The sequence below is a fragment of the Streptomyces sp. NPDC051563 genome (assembly GCF_044454225.1).
Taxonomy (GTDB): Bacteria; Actinomycetota; Actinomycetes; order Streptomycetales; family Streptomycetaceae; genus Streptomyces.
In genome coordinates this window covers 117486-139787 of the sequence record NZ_JBITDL010000008.1, presented here as the reverse complement: position 1 = coordinate 139787, position 22302 = coordinate 117486, and the positions used below count along the sequence as shown (strand labels likewise).

Here is a 22302-nt window from a genome sequence, read left to right as displayed (position 1 = left end):
CCGTACGCCCCTGCGCGCCCCCGCAGTGACGTTCCATCGTCCCCGTAGAGGGGCACCCGCGTGGTGTCGTTGGTTCGTCTACCGAGGAGAGCACACGATGACGACGGTCCTCGTCCTGCACAGCGTCAGCCTGGTCAGGTCCGCACTCGCCGCCCTGCTGAGATCCGAAGGCCCCTTCGACGTCACGTCCGCGGGGTGGAGGACCGCCGTACGCCGCGCCGAGTCCTTACGACCAGACGTGACCGTCATCGACGTCGACTGTCCGGGTACCGCGACCGCACTGGCCTCCGGCGGGAACGCCGGCCACCAGGTCCTCACCTCCCCCTCCCGGGTGCTGATGCTCGCCTCGGCGGGGACGCCCGGCGCGTTGCAACGGGCCTTCCAGGCCGGTGCCCGCGGATACGTCGACAAGGGCGGTTCGCCCGGGCGCCTGGTCAGGGCCGTGCTGCAGGTCGCCGCGGGAGAGAAGTTCATCGACGCCTCGCTGGCCTCCGCCTTCATGGAGGCCGATCCCGCGCCGCTGAGCCTGCGGGAACTCAGCGTGCTGGCGCGGGCCGCGGAAGGCGATTCCATAGCCGAGATAGCCGGCACGCTGCACCTGGCCACGGGCACGGTGCGCAACTACATGGCCGCGGCGACCCGCAAGACGGGCGCGCGCAACCTCATCGACGCGATCCGGATATCCCGGCGGGAGGGCTGGGTCTGACCCGGCCCCCGGCGGCCGCGGCGGGGAGCGCGGCCCGGTCACACCTCCGCCGCACGGCCCCACATCCCCACCAGATCGCGGTACAGCGGGGATCGCGAGGGGAGTTCCGCGTGCGTGCCGCAGACGGCGCGCGTTCCGTCGAGGACCAGGACCCGGTCGGCGCGGACCGCGGAGGAGATGCGGTGGGCCACGACGACGAGGGTGCCGGGGCGGTCCGCGAGGACCCGTTCGGCGCGCGCCTCCGTACCCGGGTCCAGGTGGCAGGTAGCCTCGTCGAGGAGGAGCAGGGGCGCCGGTGAGAGGTAGGCGGCGGCGAGCGCCAGGTGCTGGCTCTCGCCGCGCGACAGCAGCCGGGGGGACACCTCGCCGTCCAGGCCGCCCAGCCGATCCACCAGTACGTCAAGCCCCAGGCGGGCGACGGCGACGCGTACCTCTGCGTCCCCGGGCGGTCGGCCGTCCGGGGATCCGGCGAGGTGGGTGAGGTTCTCGCGCACGGTGCCGGTGAACACGTACGCCTGCTGCGGCAGCAGGGTGCGCCGCGGGTCCGGTCCCCCGGCTCCCGGCCCCCGGCGGGCGGGCTCGCCCGCGACGAGGACCGTGCCCGCCCCGGGCGGCAGCATCCCGGCGAGCAGGGCGGTGAGCGTGGACTTCCCGATGCCGCTCGGGCCGACGACGGCGAGGTGCTCGCCCGGGTGCACCACCAGGTCGAGGGAGTCGAGCACGGGGGCGGCGCCCGGCCCGTAGGCGAAGGTGACGCCGCGGAGTTCGGCCGCGGACGCGGATACGGCGGTGTCCCGCGGGGCGGTGTACCCGAGTTCCCGTGGCGGGGCCGTGCCGGCGCCGTACTCGGCCGACGGTGGGGCCGATCCGGTGTCGACGTCGGTCGGTGCCGGTGCAGACGCCGGCACAGGCACCGGCAGCGGATCGCAGAAGCGTTCGAGGACCACCAGCAGGCGGGTGCCCGCCGTACCCAGGGCCGCCATGAGCGTGTTGAGGGCGGGCAGCAGGGCCTGCACCAGGTAGGTCAGGGCTCCGGCCAGCGTGCCGGCGGTGATCCCGCGCGCGAGGAGCCAGGGCGTCGCGAAGAGCAGGGCGACCACGGGCAGCCGGCCCGCCGCACCCAGGGCCAGCGTGCGCAGGGCCGACCAGTGCGCGAGGCGGCGCGCCAGCCGTTCCTGGGCCGTGATGAGGGGCTCCACCCCGGCTTCGGCCGCCGTCTGCCCGCCGCAGGCGACGATGTCGCGCAGCCCTTCGGCCACCGCCCCCACCCGGTCCGACAGCGCCTCGTCGGTGTCCAGTGACCGGCGTTGTACGGAGGCCATGGGGCGGAGCGTGGCGATGAAGGCGACCGCCCCCAGCAGCAGCGGGGGCACCACGATCAGCAGCAGGACGGGGGCCAGGGCCGCCATGCCCGCGAAGGCGCCGACGGCGGTGAACACGAAGGAGCGTGCGGTGAGGACCAGTCCGGCGAAGGAGTCCCGGGCCATCTCGGTCTGCTGGGTCAACCGGGACACGGATCCGGTGTCGGGTGCCCGCGCCGGGTCGCCCACGGCGCGGTCGAGCGCCTGCCGCACCGCCCGCCTGACCAGGCCGTCCCGCAACGGCTCGACGAGTTCGGCCAGTTCGGCGAAGACTCCGCGCAGCGCGAACCCGCCGAGCAGCGCTCCGGCTCCGGCGGCGGCCAGCCAGGCGAGGCCGACGGCGACGTGGCCGGCGAGGAAGCCGTCGTCGAGGGCGCGGGCCACTCCGTAGCCGCCGAGGAAGGTGTGCACGGACTCCAGGAGCGACCACGCCGCCAGTCGGCCCGCGGTGCCCTTGCGGCCCCGCAGGAAGCGGCGGCCCTCGGGGGCCACCCGCCGCCAGGTCTCGCCCTCGGTCATCGCGCCGCCCCTTCCTTCTCCGGGGGCGCCTGCCGCTCGCCGGCTTCCGGGGGTGCTTGCCGTTCTTCGGCTTCCGCCGCCCCTTCGGCGAACACCGCACGGTAGGCGGGGTCCTGCCTCCACAGCTCCTCGTGGCTGCCCATCGCCCGTACCCTCCCGTCATCGAGCCAGACGACGAGGTCGGCGCGGGCCGCGGACGAGAGGCGGTGCGCGATCACGATGCGGGTGCCCGGCCGCACCTCGTGGGCCAGGGCCCGCTCGACCTCGCGGGCGGTGACGGTGTCCAGGCTCGACGTGGCGTCGTCCAGCACGAGGAGCCGGCCCGCATGACAGAAGGCCCGTGCCAGTCCGAGGCGTTGGACCTCGCCGCCGGACATCGGGGCGTCGGTGAGTCGCGTGTCGTACCCCTGGGGCAGATGGGTCACGAAGGTCTCGGCGCCCGCCGCGCGGGCCGCGGCGCGGACCGCTTCGCGGCCGGGTTCCGGACCCGGGCCGAACCCGATGGCCCCGCCGACCGTGCCACCGGGCAGCACCGGCCGGTCGAAGGCGTACCCGACCTCGCGGCGCAGCCCCTCGGCCGTCACCTCCCGCAGGGGTACGCCGTCCAGCAGGACCTGGCCCGCGTCGGGGTCGGCGAGCCGGCCGGCCACGGCGGCGAACAGGGTCTTGCCGGCTCCCGAGCGGCCCACCACGGCCACCGTGGCTCCGCCGGGGACGACGAGGTCGATGTCGTGCAGGACCGTGGTTCCGCCGCGCACGACCCGGACCCCGCGCAGTTCCAGGGTTCCGGGTCCGCCGTCCGGCAATTCGGTCCGGCCGTAAGCGAGTTCGGGCAGGGTGAAGAGCACGGCGGTGCGCCGGGCGCCGGCCCGGCCGCGGACCACGGCCGCGAGCCCTCCGGTCACGGCTCCGACTCCGGCGGCGAGGCCCGCGTACCGCGCCGCGGCGAGGAGCTCGCCGACGCCCAGGGCTCCGGCCGACAGGCGGATGCCGCCGACGGCGAGGACCGCGTAGAGGAGCATCGGCATGAGGGCCGCCGAGCGGGCCGTGGTGCCGCCGTAGACCTGCCACATGCGCCGGCCCTCGATGCCGAGTTCGGGCAACTGGGCCAGGATGCGGGCGCGTTCGCGGTCCGCGGTACCGGCGGCGGCGATCGTGCGGGCTCCGGCGAGCGCCTCGACGAGCCGGCCCGCGGTCGCGAGCTGCACCTGTTGGTAGCGGGCGACGCTGGTGCGGGTGTCGCGGGCGAAGGCCCGGAGCAGGAGCACCAGCAGGGGGACGCCCGCCAGGAACGCGAGGGCGGTCCACAGGTCGATGAGCAGGAGCGCGGCCAGCGCGCCGAGCGGTGGCAGCAGGGCGGCGGCGGCGTGGGCGACGGCGGTGGGCACCTTCCCGGCCTCGGCCGCGCTCGCGGTCAGCCGTGCGGCGGTCTCGCCGGGTGCGTGGCGGGCCGCGTGGTGCGGGGCCGTCCGCAGCAGCCGGGCGAGCCCGAGCCTGCGCAGCCGGGCGGTGGAGCGGCCGTCCACGTCTCCGGACAGCCGGGCCGCTGCGGCGTCCAGTACCACTTCGGCCGTGATGACCGCGGCGCACAGCAGGGTCCAGGCCGGGCCGGCGGGATCCCGGCGGAGGAGCAGGTCGAGGGTGTGGCCGAGGACCGCCGGCTCGGCGAGCGCCGCCGCGGCGGCGGCCAGGGTGCACACCAGCACGGCGGCGGTGCGCCCACCGCTGTGCCGGGCCGCCGCCACGAGCGCCCCGTCGGCGGCGCGGGAGACGGCCTGCGCCTGCGCGGTGTCGGCCTCCGGGCCGGGGGCTTTCATCGGCGGATGCCTCCAGGGATGTGGTGCGGGCCCGGGCGGTGAACCGCCCGGGCCCGAAGTGACCTGATCAGTTACAGGTCGTGATGCTCAGGCTGCTGTCACCGCAGAGCAGGAGGCTGGCCCGGCTGCCGCCGCCACCGCCACCGCCGTGCAGCTCCGTGATCTCTTCCTTGGGGGTCTCCATCGACTGCAGGTCAAGAAGCGTCATGTCAGATTCCTCTTCTTCGGTCGAGTGGTGCGATGGGTCACGGCCCCGGACGGGGCCGGCTCTGGGGCCGCCGCGCGTGCGCGCAGCGGCGGGAGGAACGGCAGGTGGGCGCGCCCGCCGGGCGCGGCGCTGCCGAGGGCGAGGAGTGCGCCGGCCGTGCCCGTGGAGAGGTCCATGGACAGGCGCATCATCTGCTCGCCGGGGAAGGCCAGGTGGCCCTGGTACGGGACCGCGTGCCGGGCCAGTGCCTCGATCTGACGGGCGATGGCCGCGCGGTCGGTACCGGGTCCCGGGGTGGTGGTCCTGGCCAGGTGGAGGATCATTCCGGCGGCGCCGCGCATCAGCCCGGGCTGGGCGTAGAAGGTCGCCTGGGCGGCCCGTACGATCTCCGGCCGGGCCTGCTCGAAGCGCTCGTCCGGGCCGTGTTCCAGCCAGTCGTCGAGCACCATGCCGATGCCCACGCTGCCTTCGCCGAGGTACGGCATCGTGCGCCAGCCCTCGTTCACCTGGAGGGTGCCGAAGGCGCTGGTGACGCAGCGGTCGAGGTCGCGGTGGAGCGCCTGGGAGGCCTGGAGCAGCAGCTCCTTGTCCCCGGTGCGCTCGTACAGCCGTATGAGGAGCAGAGCGGGGCCGGAGTTGCCGTACAGCAGGCCCGCGCGGGTGGGGCGGTGCTCGGGCCGGGCGAGCAGCTCGGCGCAGCGCAGGGCGGCGGTGTGCAGGTCTCCCTCGCCGGTGGCGGTGGCGAGCGCGTCCAGGGCCAGGCCGATGCCGGCGAGTCCGCCGTGCAGGTCGGGTCCCGCGCTCTGCCAGGGCTGGCACAGCAGTTGGCCGACGAGGTCGAGGGCGCGGCCCGGGTGTCCGAGCCGGTGCAGGGTCCAGGCGGTGCCGGCGAGGCCGTCGTAGAAGCCGAGCGGAGTGCCCGACGCGGTCTTCGCGGTCCGGTCGAGCAGCCATTCCTCGGCCTCGGGCCAGGGCTCGGCCCCGGTCTCGGCGAGGGCGTGGAGGACTCCCGCGATGCCGTTGCCGAAGCCTATGCCTCCGCCGGCGGCCGCGAACTGCGCGATGTCACCGGGGACGAGGCGGTCCTCGCGGCCGGGGGTGGCGCTGGCACGCACCGCCGCGGCCATCGACGTACGGGCGGCGGGCCATTGGCCCGGCTCGACAGGCAGGTACGGCCGCGGCGGCTCGGTCGGGTACGGTCCGCGCGGCGCGGGGAGACGTCCGGCCGGTGCGGCGTGCGGTTCGGCCTGCGGGGCTCCGTGCGGTTCGGCCTGCGGGGCTCCGGCCAGGATCTCCTCGACGGCCTCGTCGAGGAACTGCCGTGGCACGGGGAACTGTTCGGCGATGACATCGGCCAGGTGGGCGGCCTTGGCCCGGTCGAGCACGAGGAGGCTGGTCAGCGGGAGGAACAGGGCGAGCCGCAGGCAGGCGAGGGCGTAGCGGTCGACGGAGAATCCGCGCCGTTCGGCCGGGGCGACGAAGGCGGGGTTCGCCACGGTCTGGCGCAGCCCCTCGTCGATGTGCGCGGCGGCTTCGAAGTCCAGGAGCGAGACGGCGGGTTCGCCGTTCTCGTCCTCCGCGACCATGATGTTGAAGAGGTGGAGGTCGTTGAAGACCACGCCGCGGGCGTGCACGGCGTCGACGGCCTCCGTCACGCGCCGGTGGATCGCGAGGGCCCACTCGGTGTAGGCGGCGAGCTCGGCGGCGCCGGGGTCGGCCTCGATCAGCGGGTGGCGGCGGGCGAAGTAGGTGTTGAGCGGATGGCCCGCGAGGTGTTCCAGCACCAGGAAGTGGTGGTCGCCGAGGGTGAAGGTGCCACGGACGGCGGGGACGCAGTCCAGGCCCGACAGCCGCTCCAGCGCGGCCTGTTCGCGGTGCAGTCGGGTCACGGCGTCGGCCCCGTCGGCGGCGAGGCCCGCGTGGGGCCGGGCCTCCTTGAGGACCACGGACTCGCCGGTCCGGGTGTCCTTGCCGACATAGACTCCGCCGCCGTTGGAGAAGTGGAGCGCCCGCTCCACCGTGAACGGGATCCCGGTCAGGGTGGTCGCGGAGCGTGCCGCGAGGTGCGGCTCCAGGAAGTCGGGGAGTTCGAGCCACTCGGGCGGCTGGAAGGCCGGGCCCCGGACGTCCGGGACGAGCCGCCCGTCGGGGGTCTCGATCGCCGGGACCAGCTCGCCATGCTCGTCGTAGCAGTGCCGCAGCGTGAAGCTGCCGTAGCGGAGGTGGACCGGTCCGGCGCCCCAGCGCAGGTCGCTCAGGATGTACGGGCCGGCCGCGCCGTCGAGGGCGGCGTCGAGGTCCTGTGCGATCCGGCGGCACTGTTCCTGGTCGGCCGGGTACACGGTGATGAACTTCCCGCTCGCCGCACGGTCGGCGTACTTGGCGTTGCGCAGGTGCAGCAGGTACGGGCTGGGGACGAACTTGAAGGCGATGTGCCGGGCGGTGCAGTAGGCATACACCGTCTCCAGGAGCGACTCGGCGTTGCCGAGGGTGGCCGAGACGTGGATCTTCCAGCCCTGGGAGGGCAGTTCGGCGTCGACGGGGCGGAACGCCAGCCAGTCGCCGCTCCGGTGGGAGCGCCATCCCGGCGGGACGGGGGCGAGGGCGGCCCGGTAGCTCTCGCCGGCGCGCCGGTACGGCGCGTCGTAGAACCAGCGGTCTGCGTCGCAGAAGGCGGCGTACCCCTTGTTCACACCTGCTCCCTCGGTCGGTTGCTGAACCGACCGTGTCATGTCCGGCGGGGGCGCCGACAGTCATCGCTGTCACCGGCGGATGTGCAGTACTCACGAGTCACATGGCGCGGGAGCCGCCTCGCACCCGCTCAGGGCGCCGCGTCCCCTCCCCTGAGCAGGCGCGATGGCGCATTCCAGGAGCGGCGGTCGGGCCCACCGGAGAGGAGGTCCCGGAACACCCGCGAGGAGCGCGGATTCTGCCCGCACTGCCAGACTCCGTGCGGACAGAAGTCCGTGATGCTCTGGTAGAGCGGCCCGTGCTGCTCGAACCACTGCAGCATGCGCCGCACGTACTCGGGGTTGTCGCCGTGCCGGAACAGCCCCCACTCGGGGTACGAGGTGTCCTTGCCGTGGGCCCGGGCGAAATCGACCTGGTGCTGCAGTCCGTAGGGTTGCGCGACCTGCTCGTCGAAGGTCCGGCCCGGTTCCTGGTCGTAGGAGTCCATCCCGATGACGTCGACCACGTCGTCACCCGGGTAGCACCGGGTCCAGGCGATCGCGTCACCCCCACGGTTGGGGGCGAAGTCGAAACGGAAGTCCTGCCCCGGCACGGAGCGCATGGCGGCCACGATGCGCCGCCAGTACTTCTTCCAGTTCTCGGGGTCGGGCCGGCAGCGGTGGGTGTAGTCGAAGCCGTTCATCTCCCAGCCGAGCACGAGCACCGCGTCCGGCACGCCGAGGCCGACGAGCCGCTCGGCCAGCCGCCGGAAGTGGTGGTCGTACGTGCCCCGCGCGCCGGTGCGGATCAGCTCGGCGACCCGGGCGTCGGGCAAGCGGGCCTCGTTGTGCTCCTGCATGGGCACGTTCAGGACGAACAGCCGGTCGGGCTTCCCGGCCCGCCACCGCGCCCAGCTGCGCAGGGAATCGGGCGCGCCCTCGATGTTCGCCCAGGTGTCGCCCGGCAGATAGGTGTGCCCGGCGCGCAGCTCGGTACCACCGAGCCAGCGCGAGAGCTCCTGCATCCGCTCGACGCCGGGCGTCCCGTAGTGCAGGTAGGCACCGACCGCGATCTCGCTCCCGCCGCGCCTGCCGGAGTCCTGCCGCGGCGGCGTGGTCGGGGCGCCCCGGGTGGCGCCCCCGGTCAGGAGCAGGCCGACGGCGACCACCGTCACGCAGACACCCGCCAGCAAGCTGCCTCGACGGGACATGACACCTCCACGAGCCGCGCACACCGATGTGCCTGGCAGCGACATTAGGCATCTCATCCGACGCACGGCCTGCCCGGTGTCCCGTTCCTGGGCCATTCGCGGCACCCGCCCGCCGGGCGTTGACCCGACCGGGCGAAGCCTCCCGCGGACACCGGGCGAAGCCTCCCCCGCACGCCGGACGGGCCGGCGGCGGCGGCGCCTGCGCCTGCGGCGGTGACCGCGGCGGGACGCCGCGGTCAGGGGAGCAGCTCCCCGCCCGGTCGCATCAGAGCAGCGCGTGCGGGAACTGTTCCGCGCGGTGCTGGAAGGCCACGACCGCGGGGTTCTGGATGGTGCCGCCGCGGATCTCGATCGCTCGTTGGATCGTGCCGTTGCCGTCCCACCCGGCCGGGCCTTCCAGGACCGGCCGCAGGAACGGGATCAGCGCCTCGCTGTTCTCCCAGGTAGCCGCATCCCACAGGTAGGAGGGGCTGTGGTCCACCGCGTAGTAGCGGACCTGGTCGCCGACGGTGAACATAGGGGCGTCGAAGGTGGTGGGACGGGCCCACGCGAAGCCCATGCCCTCGTCGCAGGACACGTCGATGACCAGGGTGCCGGGCGACAGCTTCGGCAGGTCCTCCTCTATCAGGAACATCAGCGGCGCCGCGGTGTCCTGGAGCACGCAGTTGACGATGATGTCGTGCCCCGCGAGGAAGTCGGCCAGCGGCTCCGGACCGTTGTCCGTGACCACGATGCTGCGCCGCGGGTCGAGGGTGTCGTCGGCCTCGTCGTGATCGAAGTGCACGATCCGTGCCGAGTGGATCGGCGAGCTGACCGCGGCGATGCCGCGGGCGGTCAGCACGTCCACGTCGTGAACGCCCAGCGCACTGAGCGCGGTCACCGCGCCGCGGGCGGTGGCACCGAAGCCGATGACCACCGCACGCCGCCGGCGTCCGTAGTCTCCGGTCGCCCCGGTCAGCTGCATGGCGTGCAGCACCGACGAGTAGCCGGCCAGCTCGTTGTTCTTGTGGAAAACGTGCAGACTAAATCCGCCGTCCCGGGTCCAGTGGTTCATCGCCTCGAAAGCGATCACCGTGAGCCTTCGGTCGATGGCGGCCTGCGTGACCCTCTCGTCCTGGACGCAGTGCGGCCACCCCCACAGCACCTGCCCGTCCCGAAGGTCGGCCAGGTCTTCGTGCAGGGGTTTGGCCAGGAGGATGACGTCGCACTCGCCGATCAGCTCTTCGCGTGACCGGAAGCCGGCGACCCACGGGGCGAGCTGCCCGTCCGAAACACCGAAGTGCTCGCCATAACCGGTCTGCAAATAAATGGTGGACCGAAGGTCGGCATCGATGTTTTCGAAGTGCGCTGGGTGGATCGGCAGGCGGTGCTCGTTCTCTTTACGGGACTGCGACATGATTCCGAGCTTGAGCTGCTGCAAAATGCCCCTTTGATTAGTGCATGTTTAACACACACCGGAGCACGACGTCCTGCCTCGGGCGAGGCCTCAGCCCATGAAGCCGCCGTAGTAGCCGCCGATCCGGCTGTAGTAGTCCGTGTCCCCGATGTGCTTCTCGCTGAAGAACTCGGGAGCGGCCTTGATCTGGTCCTTGGTGCGGTCGACGTGGATCTTCTCGCCCTCCACGTCGACGTGGGTGACCGTGCCCGCCGGCAGGAGCACCTCCCGGCCGAAGATCCAGGGCCCGGTGTCCACCACGATGTACGAGGAGCCGACCTCGTCCGAATGCTTGCTCACCTTTCCGATGCTCCCGTCGGCCGCCTCGACCTTGAATCCGCTCAGGTCGATCGCCTCCAGACGGCCCGAAGTCTCGCGGTAACTCCACACGTTCACGTTCACGGATGTCTCCTCTTCTCCGGTACTCCGGTCCGGCTACTCCGGCTCTGCGCACCCGCGCCCCGTTGTCCGGCGGAGGAGCGGATGCCTCGGCCGGTCGGCTGCCCCGAGACCCGGATCTCACACCCGGCTCGGCGATATCACGCAGCCGCTCATGATCCGGCCGGTACGGGGCACACGGCCGTCACCTACCGAAAGGGGCATGGACATGCTCGGCATCACCGCCGCAGTGCTTTTCTTCATCGCGTTCCTGATCAACGCGGCCGACATCGCCACCAACCACGTGCTGAGCTCCACCAACTTCATGCTCCTCGGCCTCGCCGTGCTCGCCCTGCACGTCGCCGGCATCGGCACGAGCGGGTGGGCATCCCGCCGGCGGGGCCGCAGGCGCTGACTTCCACGAGGATGACCGACACCCCTCTCAGCGCATCGGGCCGAAGCCGCCGGTCGAGCACCGCCCTCGTGGCACGCACGGGAGCCGACCTGCGGCGTACGGCGGTCAGCGCCTGGACGGGCAACCTGGCCGACCATGCCGCCGCCCTCACCTACTACGCCGTACTGGCCCTCCTGCCCGCGCTCGTCATCGCGGTGTCCCTCCTGGGGCTCCTGGGCGGGGCGACGAGGGACCGGCTGACCACCCGGCTCACCTCGTACGCACCGCCCCAGTCGGCCCAGGTGCTGCGCGATGCGCTGGACGGCCTCGCCACGGAACACTCCTCGATGTGGGCCCTGCTGATCAGCGCTCTGCTGAGCGCCCTGTGGTCGGCGTGCAGTTACCTGGCGGTGTTCCGCCGCGCCCTGCACGCGATGCACCAGGTGCCGGACACCCGGCCTCCGCTGCGCGCCGCCCACATGCTGCTCGTCAACGCCGTGCTGCTGCTCCTCCTGCTGATCGCCGCCGCCGCGGTGCTGGTGGTGTCCGGGCCGACCGCCCGGTGGGTGGCGCACACCGCGGACGTACCCGGCGCCGAAGGCATCGCCCTCCTGCGCTGGCCCGTGCTGCTGGCGGTCGTCACCCTGCTGGTGCTGATGCTCTTCCGAAGCGGACCGGCTCAGAGCCGGGGCACCCGCCGCGGGCTGCCCGGCGGCATCCTGGCGGCCCTGCTCTGGCTCGCGGCCACGGGGCTCTTCACCCTGTACACGGAGCTGAACACGTACGGCCGGCTCTACGGTTCGCTGGCCGGCATCGTGGTCTTCGTCGTCTGGCTCTGGCTCGCGAACCTGGCCATGCTCACCGGGGCCCAGTTCAATGCCGAACGCACCCGATGAGCCCACGGGTTGGCGTCGTACGCGGCTGCGGACCGCGGCTGGGCCCCGGCCCCGCGGCCCGGCTCCGGGAGCCCGCCGCTCACCCCCGTACAGTAGGTAAGGCAAACCTATATGGACGCCGGGCGCGACGGCCCGGCAGTAGCGGGGCGGTAGCAGGATGGTGGAGGAAGGCCAGGACGCGAGGCGTCCGCACGGCGAGCTCGTCGCGGACGTACTGGCGATCCTGTGGGCGGCCGACGGGCCGATGACCCCGCAGCAGATCAACGCCGCGCTCGGCCGGGACCTGGCCAGGACGACGGTGACGACGATCCTGGGCCGCCTGTACGAGAAGGGCACGGTCGTGCGGACCCGCGAGGGCCGGGGCTTCGCCTACGCGGCTGCGGACGACGCCGCCGGGCTGGCGGCCGGCCGCATGCACCGCGAACTCGAACGGGGGCCGCAGCGCGACCTCGTCCTGAAGCGCTTCGTCTCCTCCTTGTCGGGAGACGACGAGGAGGCGCTCAGGCGCCTGCTCCTGGAGGCAGAGGAAGGCGCATGACCCTGGTCCTCGCCCTGGTCGGGCTGGCTCTGGTCCTTCCCTGGGGCGCGGCGGCGGCGACCCGCAGGCTCGCCTCGCTCCTGCCGCCGCGCGAAGCGTGCGCGGCCCTGACCGCGGCGGCCGCGCTCCTGGCCGGCGGCACGCTGGCGGCGCTGATCGGCCTGTTCCACGTACCGTTCCTGACGTCCCTGGAGCAGATCCCCTTGGCGCGGGCGGCCGCCGAGTGGCCCGCCACCGTGCCGGTCGCCGCGGCGGCCGGTGCGGTCCTGGCGCTCCAGGCGGTACGGGCGGGCCGCAGCTGGTACGAGCACCGCTCGGTGCTCGCGCGGGCCTGGGCGTCCACCGGTGAGGCCGTGTCCGACGGCGACCTGCTGGTTCTGGCGGACACCGACCCGCACGCCTTCGCACTGCCCGCATGGCGGGGGCGCGCCGGCCGGGTCGTCGTGACGACGGGCATGCTCCGCACCCTCGGCCGGCCCGAGCGCGACGTGCTCCTCGGGCACGAGCGCGCCCACCTGAAGGGCCGCCACCACCTGCTGTCCCTGACCGCCGACCTGGCGGCTGCGGTCCATCCCGCCCTGCGGTCCCTGCGCCCGGCGCTGGACTTCCACCTGGAGCGGTGGGCGGACGAGTCCGCCGCCGCCTCGGTGGGCGACCGGCGCCTCGCGGCCACCGCGATCGCCCGCGCGGCCCTGGCCGCCTCGACTGCCTCGACCACCTCGACCGCCGGGAAGCGGTCCAGGAACGGCGGGCCCCTGCTGGCCGTCGGCACGGGGCCCGTTCCGCAGCGGGTGGAAGCACTGCTGCGGCCGGCTCCCGTACGGCCGCGAGGCCACGGGACCCGGGCGGCCGTCGCGGCACTAGCCGCGGCGGTGTCGGCGTCGGCCCTGTCGGGTCTGGCCCTGGCGTACGGACTGCACGAATACGTCGAGCTCACCGCCAGGGCCCTGCTCGCCGGCTGAACTCCACGACCGACGACATCGACGTAGACCTATCGCCCCAGGTCACGTAGGGTGATCCCAGGTTCACCTCGCCATGCCGGAGCCGACGGGCCTCCTTCGTTCCTTCGCCCCGAGCCTAGTGCACCCGGCTCCCCCGCACGGCGTACGTCCCGGACGACGCCCTTCTGCGCGTCCCGGGCAGGAGGATCGTCCACGACCCGGCGATTGGATGCGACGTGTACGACAGGGGTAGCGGATCCTCGAGCCCCCCGGAGGAGATCGCGTACCTGCTGGCAGAGGCCGGCAGGGCCGTGGACGCGCTGATGGCCGAGCGGCCGGGCCTGCGCCTCCTGGACCCCGTCCACCAGACGGTCCTCAGGACGCTGGCCGAACTGGGACCGCACGCCCGGCTCGATCTCGCCGAGTACCTGCAGGCGACGCCGAGCGTCGTCACGCAGGCGATCGACGACCTCCTCGCGCAGGGCCTCATGCAGTCCATGGTCGTCACCATGGGCGGCCGGCACGAAGTGGTGGCCCTCACTCCCGCGGGAACCACGGCCCTCACCGCCATGCAGCACGACCTGGAGTCCCTGCACAGCACGCTCCTGGCCTCCCTGACGAAGGGCGAGCGCGCCCAATTGCGGTACCTGCTGCGCCGGGTGCGCGCATCGGCCACCCGTGCGGGCGTGCTGCGACCGTCCCCGTCATAGGCGCACGCCGGTCCGGAGGGCGCGGAGGGACACGCGCCGCCCCCTGACGGCTCCGGCGACGACGGGGGCAACGTGGGGCTGCGGGGGGGGTGCGGGGACGGCCGGCCGAAGTGCCTCAGACCGAGATCGGCTCCGGTGCGGCGGCGAGGCCCTGCTTGACCTGCCGACTGAGCTCGTCGGCGACGATCTCCGCGAGGCCCGCCTCGATGCCGTCCAGGGTCAGGGTGGCGACGTCGGCGGCGGAGACCTTCCGGTCGGCGGGGACGGCGGCGGCCATGTCGGTGTCCATGTAGCCCACGTGCAGGGCCGATACCGCGATGCCCCGGGGAGCCAGTTCCTCGCGCGTCGCCCCGGTCAGGGCCCAGGCGGCGGCCTTGGTGGCGGCGTAGGAGCCGAGGTGGGCCGGGTGCAGCCAGGACAGCACCGACAGGACGTTCAGCACGGTTCCGCCGCCATTGCCCTCGATGACGGGGGCGAAGGCCCGGGTCACGGTCAGCGGGCCGAAGAAGTTGGTCTCCATCTCGCGGCGCACCTCGTCCGGATCGCCTCCGATCAGCGTCGCACCGGTGGAGATCCCCGCATTGTTGATCAGCAGGGTCGCGTCGGACGCGATGCGCGCGGCCTCCCGCACCGACTCCGGGTCCGTGACGTCCAGAGTCAGCGGGACGACCCCGGGAAGGTCGACGGACTCCGGACGGCGTGCCGCCGCGTAGACCTTCGCGCCGCGCTCCACGAGCTGGGCGGCCAGGTGCCGCCCGAGGCCCCGGTTGGCGCCGGTGACGACCGCGACCGCGTTCTTCAGTTCCATGCCTGCTCCTCGCCCTGGCGGGCGCCGTCCGGCGGCCCGCGTCATTAGATTATGGATGACATCTAAACACTGCTCTACGATAGATGCCAGTCGACATCCAAACGGGAGGTGGCCATGGGCCGCGTGTCGCAGGCACAGGCGCAGGAAAATCGCAGGCGGGTGGTGGACACCGCCTCCCGGCTCCTCAGGGAGCGGGGGACGCAGGTCAGCGTCGCCGACCTGATGAAGGCCGCCGGTCTGACCCACGGCGCCTTCTACAAGCAGTTCGCCTCGAAGGAGGCGCTCGTGGCCGAGGCCACGGCCCAGGCCTTCGCCGAGCTCGCCCTGCGGCACACCGCCGGGCTGGCGGAGCACGACGGGCAGCGGGACGCCGCCCAGCTGGCGCTCATCGACGCCTATCTCTCGGTCGAGCACCGCGACGCCCCGGCGGACGGCTGCCCGGTCGCCGCGCTCGCCACCGACATGGCGCGGGAGGACGGGGGGCCCGAGGCCCGGCGCGCCTACACGGAAGGAACCGCCCGGTTCGCGGACTTCCTCGCCACCGACGACCAGGACGGCACCGCCCGGCTGTGCACCCTGCTGGGCGCACTGCTCCTGTCCCGGGCCACCAAGGGCTCGCCGCTCTCCGAGGAAATCCTCACCTCGGCCCACACCGCCCTGACCCGAACCGACTGAACAGGGCCGGCCCGGGCGCACGTCAGACGTATGGAGGATGGTGGAGGTCTCGCCAAAGGTGCAGGTGCGCAGGGACGGACCGCCGGCCCCACAACGACCGCGGCGAGCAGGTCTGACCTACCCCAGCCGACGCGTCGGTCGCTTCACCGAGCTCCACCAGGGCTGCAGAGCCCCCGGTGCCGGCCGGACATCAGTACTCCTCGTCGGGATAGCCCCACTGGATCTTCCCGCTCGCACCGACAGCCACCTCTGCGACGGTCGCCGCGAAGAGCCCTTCGAAATGCGGCCGCCACAGGTAGAAGCGGCTGATCCCCAGCGGAAAGTCGGATTCGCCGGACACGAAGAACGCGCCGTCGTCGTCCACCGCCACCCCCAACGACACCTGGAGGATGAGGGACTCCTCACGCAGCAGCTCCTCGAGAGCGCGGACGATCTCCAGGGCCTGCGGCTCATCCGTGACACCGGTAACGGTGAAGGCGAGATCAATGTTGACCGACATGGAAGGAAGCCTAGAAGACCCCACCGACAACTCCGTACGACGGTCCGAGAATTGACGTCAGCCGTCCACGGCCGATGCGGCGTGGTCACCAAGTCCGTCGTCCGGTCCGGCCGTGGAGCGCGGCACCGGGTCCACACCCGGGGCGCTCATCCTGGCGGACGGACCCGTCGCGCCACGAGGTCCGGGATCCCAGCGGCGCCGCCCCAAGTGCCGTCAGGCGGGCTATTGCATCAGCTCGGTGTGGGGGTGCTCCGGCACTGCCGGGCAGATGCAGAGCTGCCGGCCGTCGCCGCGGCCGATCTGGACTGCGATGGGGCGCCCGGGGTCGAAGCCGAGGGCCGCTTCAGCTGCTGAATCCCCGTACGGGAACCAGCTGCGCGCGTCGTCGCCCCTTCTTCGAACGTGGCGGTGGTCAGCAGGGGGATCCATCTCGCTGCCGCAGGCGGGGGAGGGGCGCGGCCCAGGGTCGGTGGGCCCCCAGGAGGGCCGAGCCGACGTTCCCGCCGGGTGCGGCGGACAGCACACAGTCGCAGTACGTCTGCGGCTCCATGTCCGCAGGCGTGTGCAGATCGGGCACGTCCCGCGCGTACAGCTGCGCGACCGGCAGCATCCGCCATGGAACCGTCACTACGGCTGGGCTGCCGCGCATTTCAGCGGGTACTGCCGAGGAGGGCGGATCCGCTCAAGAGTCCCCCGTTCCTGCGGGGTCAGGCTCCGGGCCCGGCCGGCGGCCTGGATCCGTCGTTCCAGCCGCACACCCGCCGGGGGCCAGCGCCGGGTTCCATCCGTCCGTGACGTGCGGGCCGTGCGGGCCGTCGCAGTGGGGCCACGGCTCGCCGGCGGGCCGCAGCAGCGGACCGGAGAGCCTTCAGGCAGGCACCGGGAAGAGCATGCAACTGCTCGTGGCGTGGGCGAGCAGGCGGTCCTGGGCGTCGACCAGTTCGGCCTGGGCGAGGGCGATGCGGCGGCCGGAGTTGAGCACCGTGCCGATGGCCCACACCCGGCCCGTGTCCACACTGATGGGACGCAGGAACTTCACGGTCAGGTCGAGCGAGGTGTACGCCATCCCCTGCGGGAGCGTGGACTGCACGGCGCAGCCCGCCGCCGAGTCGAGGAGCGTGGCGAACACGCCCCCGTGCACACTGCCGATCGGGTTGTAGTGCTCTTCGCCCGGCAGCAGGGAGAACACCGCCCGGCCGTGCTCCACCTCGTCCAGGGCGAAGTCGAGGGTCCGGCCGATCGGCGGAGCCGCGACCCGCCCCGCCTGCACCTCGCGCAGGAAGTCCAGGCCCGCCATGCCGCGCGCGGCCTGTGCCGGGATCGCGGGGTCGTCCCAGCTGTACGTACGCGTTCGCCCCACGGCCGGGTGCCTTCCTGTCGATCATCTGGCTTCTCGGGCTGAAGCTAGCCCTGCCACCGGCTGACTGTCAATGACGAAGCCAGGGAGGCCGGGGGCCTTACGATGACCGAATGGAGTGGCTTGAGGTCAGCACGGAGAACTGCCCCGTCCAGCGCGCGCTCGACGTGGTCGGGGAGAAGTGGACGCTGCTGATACTGCGCGACGCCGTCAACGGGGTACGCCGCTTCGACGGCTTCCAGCGTCACATCGGCCTCTCGGAGGCCGTCCTCAGCGACCGCCTGCGGAAGCTGACGGCGGCCGGAGTACTGAAGACCGTCAGCTACCAGGAGCCGGGACGGCGCTCCCGCAACGAGTACCGCCTGACCCGCAAGGGCTGGGACCTGTGGCCCGTCCTGATGGCGCTCGGCCAGTGGGGCGAGACGTACGCCGTCGGCCCCGAGGTGCCCCGCCCGATCCTGGACGTGACCCACACCGACTGCGGCGCCCCGGTCCGCGTCACCGTTCAGTGCACCGCCGAGCGCACCGCCCTGACCCCGCAGGACGTCAGCGTCCGGCCGGGTCCGGGCGCGGTCCGCCCCGCCTGAGCAGCGGATGGAGCGGATGGAACGGACACGGCAGAAGCCGCGCCCGCAGCATCCCGATCCCTGGCATGTGGCGGGGTGTGCGGGGCGGCGTCAGTGGACGGCGGGGGCGGGGGCGATCTGCCGGAAGAGGCCGATCAGGTCCGGGGCGACCCATTCCTCGGCGATCCGGTCACCCTCGAAGCGGTAGACCTCGACACTGCGGTAGCCGACCTGCCGCCCGGTGGCTTCGGACGTTGGCGACGAAGTCCTCGCTCAGCAGCTGCCCGGCGGCGTCGAGGTCACCGCTCTCCACCAACCGGTACGCGGTGCGCAGCAGGGCCATGTTCTTCTCGACGGCAGTGGTCGCGGTCATCCGGACGTCCTCTCGGGTGGCCGTCCCGTGAGCTCGGTTCGCTCCGGGCCGGATACCACTCAGTACAAACCCTGACGTCGCGCCAAGGTCAAACCCGGGGACGGCGGGTCACCGGCTCCCGGTGGCTCCGTTGCGGCGCGGGCCCGAGCTCTGCCGGCCGCCGGTGCGGGCGGGGCCGGGGGCCGGTGTCTCACGCAGTCGCTGAACGTGTTCCTGCTGGATGCCCTGGCTGAAGGTGAGGAAGTCCGCGACGAGTTCGAGCTGTTCGGCGGTGTAGCGCCCTATGACCTGCCGTGTGGAGTCCTCGAGGAAGGGGGCGATCAGGGCGTAGGACCGCTGCGAGGCTTCGGGGGTCACGCGCACCAGGGTGCGGCGGCGGTCGGTGGGGTGCGGGCTGCGGGTGAGGTAGCCGGCCTTCTCCAGGCGGTCGAGCATGGTGGTGACGCTGCCCGTGGTCAGCCCGAGCCGCGCACTGAGTGCGCTGGGTGCGACCTCCTCCGTGGACATGAGGATCTCCAGACACCGCAGATCCGTCTCGTTGACGCCCAGGAGGCGGGCCGTCTCGCGGTCATAGTCGTCGACGGCCGACTGGTAGGCCTGGACGGCTTTACCGAGCCTCGCGCCGATCCCCTCTTCTTCGCTTGACATTCAAGCTATCTCCGTTCATGGTGGACATCAGTTGCTCGACATTCAAGATACCCGAGATTCGAGCCAGCGCAGGGGCCGGACCACGTACCGGGCGACTCCGTCCGCCCGCTCCAGCCGCCCGCTCCAGCCCGGCGTCCCACCCCATTCCACCTCATCGAACAGAGAAGAGCTCCGCCATGCCCGAGATCACCTTCACCGCCGACGAGCAGCTCGTCCTGCAGACCGCCGCCCACGGCGTCGTCGGTCTGATGGCCGCCGCGGACCCCGGCGTCATCTCCTCCACCCGTTCCGGCATGGCCGGCGGCAAGGCCCTGTCCTCCGCGACCGGGGCCGTCGGCCGGGTCCTGGCGAAGAGCCCGAAGGGCATGGAGCTGGGCGGCAGGTCCACCGCGGACCTCGCCGACCAGGTCTTCGCCGCCCTGACCGCGTCGATGGCGCTGCTCAGGGCCAAGGCCCCGCAGGAGGTGGACACCTTCCGCGACACGATCGCCGTCGTGATGGACGCCGCCTCCCGCGCCCATCGGGGCGAGGCCGGTCCCGCCGAAGCCTCCATGATCCGCAAGATCACCGCGGCCCTCGACTCGGCCGCCTGACACCCGGCACCCCCGGTGCGGGACCGACCCCGGGCTCGCACCCGACGCAGCAACCGCCGGGCGTGGCGGACCGTTCGGGTCCGCCCTCCGCCCGGCCCGCGCCCGGTGTGACCACACCCGGCGTGGCCACACCCCCGGGGCCCAGCCGCACGGCACCCGCCCCACACCCGCTCCGCCGCCACGGCCGCGAGCCCCGCCACCGGAGATCTGCATGGTCACCACCGCCCCACCTGATGCCGAGTCCGGGTTCGTACCGGCCACCACCGGCCGCCGCCGCTCGATAGCCCTGTTCGTCGTCCTGCTGGCGATGTTCATGGACCTGCTCGACAACACGATCATCAACGTCGCGCTGCCCTCCATCCACCAGGATCTGGGCGGCACCTACGCCGCCGTCCAGTGGATGGCCGCCGGCTACACCCTTGCCTTCGCCCTCGCGCTGATCACCGGCAGCCGTCTCGGCGACATCTTCGGCAGGCGGCGCCTCTTCCTCACCGGAGCAGCCGGCTTCACGATCGCCTCCGCCCTGTGCGGGATCTCCCAGGAGCCCTGGCAGCTGGTCGCCGCCCGCGTCGTACAGGGCGTGATGGCCGCGCTGATGATCCCGCAGGTCCTGGCGATCATCCAGACCATGTACGCGCCCGCGGACCGCGGCAAGGCGATCGGCATGTTCGGCGCACTCGCCGGCATGGCCACCGTCGGCGGCCCCGTCCTCGGCACGGTGCTCACGAGCGGCGACATCGCCGGCCTGGGCTGGCGCTCGATCTTCCTGGTCAACGTGCCCGTCGGCATCGCCGCCCTCGTGCTCGCCGCCCTCTACCTCCCCGAGTCCAGGGCCCCGCACGGAACCCGCCTCGACGTCCCCGGCGTCCTCCTGTCCTCCCTCGCGCTGCTCCTGCTGATCTACCCGCTGATCAAGGGCCAGGACCTGGGGTGGCCCGCCTGGACCTTCGTCTCCATGGCCGGCTCCCTGCTCGTGCTCGCGGCCTTCGCCGCCCACCAGAAGCGCCGTACCCGCACGACCGGCTCTCCGCTGATCGAGCTCGGCCTGTTCCGCTACAAGTCCTTCTCCGGCGGCCTGCTGGTCAACCTGCTCTTCATGGGCGGCGTGGTCGGCTACTTCCTGGTCTTCACCGTCTACCTGCAGACCGGACTCGGCTTCTCCGTCATGCGCTCGGGTCTGACGAACCTGCCCTGGGGGTTCATGGTCCCCGTCTTCGCCGGCGTCTCCGCCGCCGTGCTCGCGCCCAAGCTCGGCCGGCCGGTCCTCCAGATCGGCCTGGTCCTGGACATCGTCGCGATGCTCATCCTGATGTGGACGGTCGGTTCCGGGGAGGTGACCACCCTCAGGCTCGTCCCCGCCCTGCTCATCGGCGGCATCGGCATGGGCCTGGTGGTCGCCCCGCTCCTCGACTTCACCCTCGCGGACGTCCCCGTGGCCCACGCGGGCTCCGCCTCCGGCCTCTACAACACGATCCAGCAGGTCGGCAGCGCCATCGGCATCGCCGGGCTCGGCGCCTTCTTCTTCAGCCGCACCGGCCACCACGTCCCCGGCCCCGCCACCTACGACCCCGCGCTCCAGCACACCCTGTGGCTGCCCGTCGCCGCCTTCGCCGCAGCACTCGCCGCCACCTTCCTGATGCCCGGGCGAGCCACCCACCACGACGCCGTCTGAACGGCGCCCCGCGCCCGTTCCCGCACCCCGACACGCATGCATGCCTGCACCGAGAGGGACACTCACCATGAAGGCACTGATCATCGGCGGCGGAATAGCCGGCCCCGCCACCGCCATCGCGCTCCGGAAGGCCGGGATCGACTCGGTCGTCTACGAGTCCCACCCCGGCGGCGCCGACACCATCGGCGTCTTCCTCACCCTGGGCTCGAACGGCATCGACGCCCTGCGCACCATCGACGCCGACGCCCCTGCCCTCGCGGCCGGCTTCCCGACCCCGGCGATCGACATGGTCTCCACCACCGGCAAGTCGCTCGGTCGGGTCCGCACGAGCCGCCCGGACGGAGACATCACCAGCAGGACCCTCAAGCGCGCCGACCTCTACCGCGCGATCCGCGGCGAGGCGGCGCACCGGGGCATCCGTATCGCACACGGCAAGCGCCTGGTCTGGGCGCAGGACACCGCAGACGGTGTCCGCGCGGTCTTCGCCGACGGCAGCGAGGAGTACGGCGACCTGCTCATCGGCTGCGACGGAATCCACTCCACGGTCCGGGGCATCATCGATCCCGCGGCCCCCGCACCCTCGTATTCCGGGCTCATCGGGCTCGGCGGCTACACCCGCGGGGTGCCCGTGGACGCGCAGACGGGCAGCTACCGGATGATGTTCGGCAAGCGCGCCTTCTTCGGCTACGTCCCCGCACCCGACGGCGAGGTCTGGTGGTTCGCCAACCTGCCCCGCCCCGCGGAGCCCGCCCGCGGCGAACTGGAGAACATCGGCCCCGAGCAGTGGCGCCGCGAACTCACCGAGCTCTTCGCCGAGGACACGGGCCCCGCCGCCGCACTGATCCGCGCCGCCCGGGCGATCACCCCGGCGGGCCCCATGCACGCCCTGCCGACCCTCCCCGTCTGGCACCGCGGCCGGATGATCGCCATCGGGGACGCCGCCCACGCCCCCTCACCGACTTCCGGCCAGGGCGCTTCGCTGTCCGTCGAGGACGCCGTCGAGCTGGCCAAGGCGCTGCGCGACCGGCCCACGATCGAGAGCGCCTTCGCGGCCTACGAGGCCCTGCGCCGCCCGCGCGTCGAACGGATCGTCAAGCAGGCCGCCCGGATCAACAACAACAAGGCCGCGGGCCCGGCCGGGCGGATCATCCGCGACCTGCTGATGCCGCTGGTACTCCCCAGGCTGGCCAACGGCGAACAGAGCCGGCAGACCTACGCCCACCACATCGACTGGGACACCACGACGGCAGCGCCGCCGCGCCCCGGCACCCGAACTCACCTTTGATGTCAGTGCGGTTCGCCCGACCGGGGCTCGGTACGGTGTCCAC

At 72.7% G+C, this 22302-nt stretch carries 23 protein-coding genes and 1 pseudogene; 11 read left to right on the top strand and 13 right to left on the bottom strand.

Features of this window, described 5'->3' with window-relative positions:
• The first annotated feature begins 97 nt into the window (after positions 1-97).
• The gene (locus ACIA8F_RS12160; RefSeq protein WP_399378200.1) at positions 98-706 is read left to right on the top strand and encodes a LuxR C-terminal-related transcriptional regulator; all 609 of its coding nucleotides are present in this window, start codon (positions 98-100) and stop codon (positions 704-706) included.
• A 38-nt stretch (positions 707-744) separates the two neighbouring features.
• Here ACIA8F_RS12160 and ACIA8F_RS12155 read toward each other — a convergent pair whose 3' ends face one another.
• The 7 genes from ACIA8F_RS12155 to ACIA8F_RS12125 all read right to left on the bottom strand — a co-directional run bounded on the left by ACIA8F_RS12155 (position 745) and on the right by ACIA8F_RS12125 (position 10328).
• Complete coding sequence (locus ACIA8F_RS12155) at positions 745-2586, bottom strand: ATP-binding cassette domain-containing protein (protein ID WP_399378199.1); 1842 nt, start codon at positions 2584-2586, stop codon at positions 745-747.
• Complete coding sequence (locus ACIA8F_RS12150; protein WP_399378198.1) at positions 2583-4403, bottom strand: ATP-binding cassette domain-containing protein; 1821 nt, start codon at positions 4401-4403, stop codon at positions 2583-2585. Before ACIA8F_RS12150 ends, ACIA8F_RS12155 begins: the two co-directional genes overlap by 4 nt.
• 67 nt (positions 4404-4470) lie before the next feature.
• Entirely contained in the window at positions 4471-4611 is a 141-nt protein-coding gene (locus ACIA8F_RS12145; protein WP_399378197.1) for a SapB/AmfS family lanthipeptide, read from the bottom strand.
• Positions 4608-7304 carry a class III lanthionine synthetase LanKC gene (gene lanKC / locus ACIA8F_RS12140; protein WP_399378196.1) on the bottom strand — a complete coding sequence of 899 codons (2697 nt, stop codon included), beginning with the start codon at positions 7302-7304 and terminating at the stop codon, positions 4608-4610. Before lanKC ends, ACIA8F_RS12145 begins: the two co-directional genes overlap by 4 nt.
• 128 nt (positions 7305-7432) lie before the next feature.
• Positions 7433-8491 carry a glycoside hydrolase family 26 protein gene (locus ACIA8F_RS12135; protein ID WP_399378195.1) on the bottom strand — a complete coding sequence of 353 codons (1059 nt, stop codon included), beginning with the start codon at positions 8489-8491 and terminating at the stop codon, positions 7433-7435.
• 265 nt (positions 8492-8756) lie between these two features.
• On the bottom strand, positions 8757-9911 hold the full coding sequence (locus ACIA8F_RS12130; RefSeq protein ID WP_399378194.1) for a N(5)-(carboxyethyl)ornithine synthase: 1155 nt from the start codon (positions 9909-9911) through the stop codon (positions 8757-8759).
• 66 nt (positions 9912-9977) lie between these two features.
• A complete protein-coding gene (locus ACIA8F_RS12125; RefSeq protein WP_383944598.1) occupies positions 9978-10328 on the bottom strand; it encodes a PRC-barrel domain-containing protein in 351 nt (116 codons plus the stop codon).
• Between the two features lie 205 nt (positions 10329-10533).
• On the opposite strand from ACIA8F_RS12125, the gene ACIA8F_RS12120 reads away from it, so the two are divergent.
• The 5 genes from ACIA8F_RS12120 (at position 10534) to ACIA8F_RS12100 (ending at position 13783) form a co-directional block, all read left to right on the top strand.
• Positions 10534-10719 carry a hypothetical protein gene (locus ACIA8F_RS12120; protein WP_399378193.1) on the top strand — a complete coding sequence of 62 codons (186 nt, stop codon included), beginning with the start codon at positions 10534-10536 and terminating at the stop codon, positions 10717-10719.
• Positions 10720-10787: 68 nt separating this feature from the next.
• Entirely contained in the window at positions 10788-11594 is an 807-nt protein-coding gene (locus tag ACIA8F_RS12115) for a YihY/virulence factor BrkB family protein (protein ID WP_399378192.1), read from the top strand.
• A 157-nt stretch (positions 11595-11751) separates the two neighbouring features.
• Positions 11752-12132, top strand: coding sequence for a BlaI/MecI/CopY family transcriptional regulator (locus tag ACIA8F_RS12110; protein WP_399378191.1), 381 nt, complete (start codon positions 11752-11754; stop codon positions 12130-12132).
• On the top strand, positions 12129-13094 hold the full coding sequence (locus tag ACIA8F_RS12105; RefSeq protein ID WP_399378190.1) for a M48 family metalloprotease: 966 nt from the start codon (positions 12129-12131) through the stop codon (positions 13092-13094). The genes ACIA8F_RS12110 and ACIA8F_RS12105 overlap by 4 nt, the downstream gene beginning before the upstream one ends.
• Before the next feature lie 215 nt (positions 13095-13309).
• Positions 13310-13783 (top strand): MarR family winged helix-turn-helix transcriptional regulator, encoded by a 474-nt coding sequence (locus tag ACIA8F_RS12100; protein ID WP_399378189.1) that lies wholly within the window; start codon positions 13310-13312, stop codon positions 13781-13783.
• Between the two features lie 115 nt (positions 13784-13898).
• Here ACIA8F_RS12100 and ACIA8F_RS12095 read toward each other — a convergent pair whose 3' ends face one another.
• Positions 13899-14591: an SDR family oxidoreductase gene (locus tag ACIA8F_RS12095; RefSeq protein ID WP_399378188.1), complete on the bottom strand. Its 693-nt coding sequence runs from the start codon at positions 14589-14591 to the stop codon at positions 13899-13901.
• Between the two features lie 114 nt (positions 14592-14705).
• On the opposite strand from ACIA8F_RS12095, the gene ACIA8F_RS12090 reads away from it, so the two are divergent.
• Positions 14706-15266 (top strand): TetR/AcrR family transcriptional regulator, encoded by a 561-nt coding sequence (locus ACIA8F_RS12090; protein WP_399378187.1) that lies wholly within the window; start codon positions 14706-14708, stop codon positions 15264-15266.
• A 190-nt stretch (positions 15267-15456) separates the two neighbouring features.
• Here ACIA8F_RS12090 and ACIA8F_RS12085 read toward each other — a convergent pair whose 3' ends face one another.
• Entirely contained in the window at positions 15457-15765 is a 309-nt protein-coding gene (locus ACIA8F_RS12085; RefSeq protein WP_399378186.1) for a hypothetical protein, read from the bottom strand.
• An 868-nt stretch (positions 15766-16633) separates the two neighbouring features.
• Complete coding sequence (locus ACIA8F_RS12080; protein WP_399378185.1) at positions 16634-17125, bottom strand: PaaI family thioesterase; 492 nt, start codon at positions 17123-17125, stop codon at positions 16634-16636.
• 110 nt (positions 17126-17235) lie between these two features.
• Between ACIA8F_RS12080 and ACIA8F_RS12075 the strand changes: the two genes are divergently transcribed.
• Positions 17236-17709, top strand: a complete 474-nt coding sequence (locus ACIA8F_RS12075; protein WP_399378184.1) for a winged helix-turn-helix transcriptional regulator — start codon at positions 17236-17238, stop codon at positions 17707-17709.
• Positions 17710-17799: 90 nt separating this feature from the next.
• Here ACIA8F_RS12075 and ACIA8F_RS12070 read toward each other — a convergent pair.
• The 3 genes and pseudogenes from ACIA8F_RS12070 to ACIA8F_RS12060 form a co-directional block, all read right to left on the bottom strand.
• A pseudogene (locus ACIA8F_RS12070) lies at positions 17800-17883 on the bottom strand (ester cyclase); the annotation flags it as partial.
• Complete coding sequence (locus ACIA8F_RS12065; RefSeq protein ID WP_399378183.1) at positions 17879-18061, bottom strand: hypothetical protein; 183 nt, start codon at positions 18059-18061, stop codon at positions 17879-17881. The pseudogene ACIA8F_RS12070 and the gene ACIA8F_RS12065, both read right to left, overlap by 5 nt.
• 108 nt (positions 18062-18169) lie before the next feature.
• Entirely contained in the window at positions 18170-18709 is a 540-nt protein-coding gene (locus ACIA8F_RS12060) for a MarR family winged helix-turn-helix transcriptional regulator (RefSeq protein ID WP_399378182.1), read from the bottom strand.
• Between the two features lie 176 nt (positions 18710-18885).
• On the opposite strand from ACIA8F_RS12060, the gene ACIA8F_RS12055 reads away from it, so the two are divergent.
• The 3 genes from ACIA8F_RS12055 (at position 18886) to ACIA8F_RS12045 (ending at position 22259) form a co-directional block, all read left to right on the top strand.
• Positions 18886-19302 carry a hypothetical protein gene (locus ACIA8F_RS12055; RefSeq protein ID WP_399378181.1) on the top strand — a complete coding sequence of 139 codons (417 nt, stop codon included), beginning with the start codon at positions 18886-18888 and terminating at the stop codon, positions 19300-19302.
• Between the two features lie 211 nt (positions 19303-19513).
• Positions 19514-20974, top strand: coding sequence for an MFS transporter (locus ACIA8F_RS12050; protein WP_399378180.1), 1461 nt, complete (start codon positions 19514-19516; stop codon positions 20972-20974).
• 67 nt (positions 20975-21041) lie between these two features.
• Positions 21042-22259, top strand: coding sequence for an FAD-dependent monooxygenase (locus ACIA8F_RS12045; protein WP_399378179.1), 1218 nt, complete (start codon positions 21042-21044; stop codon positions 22257-22259).
• Positions 22260-22302 lie beyond the last annotated feature (43 nt).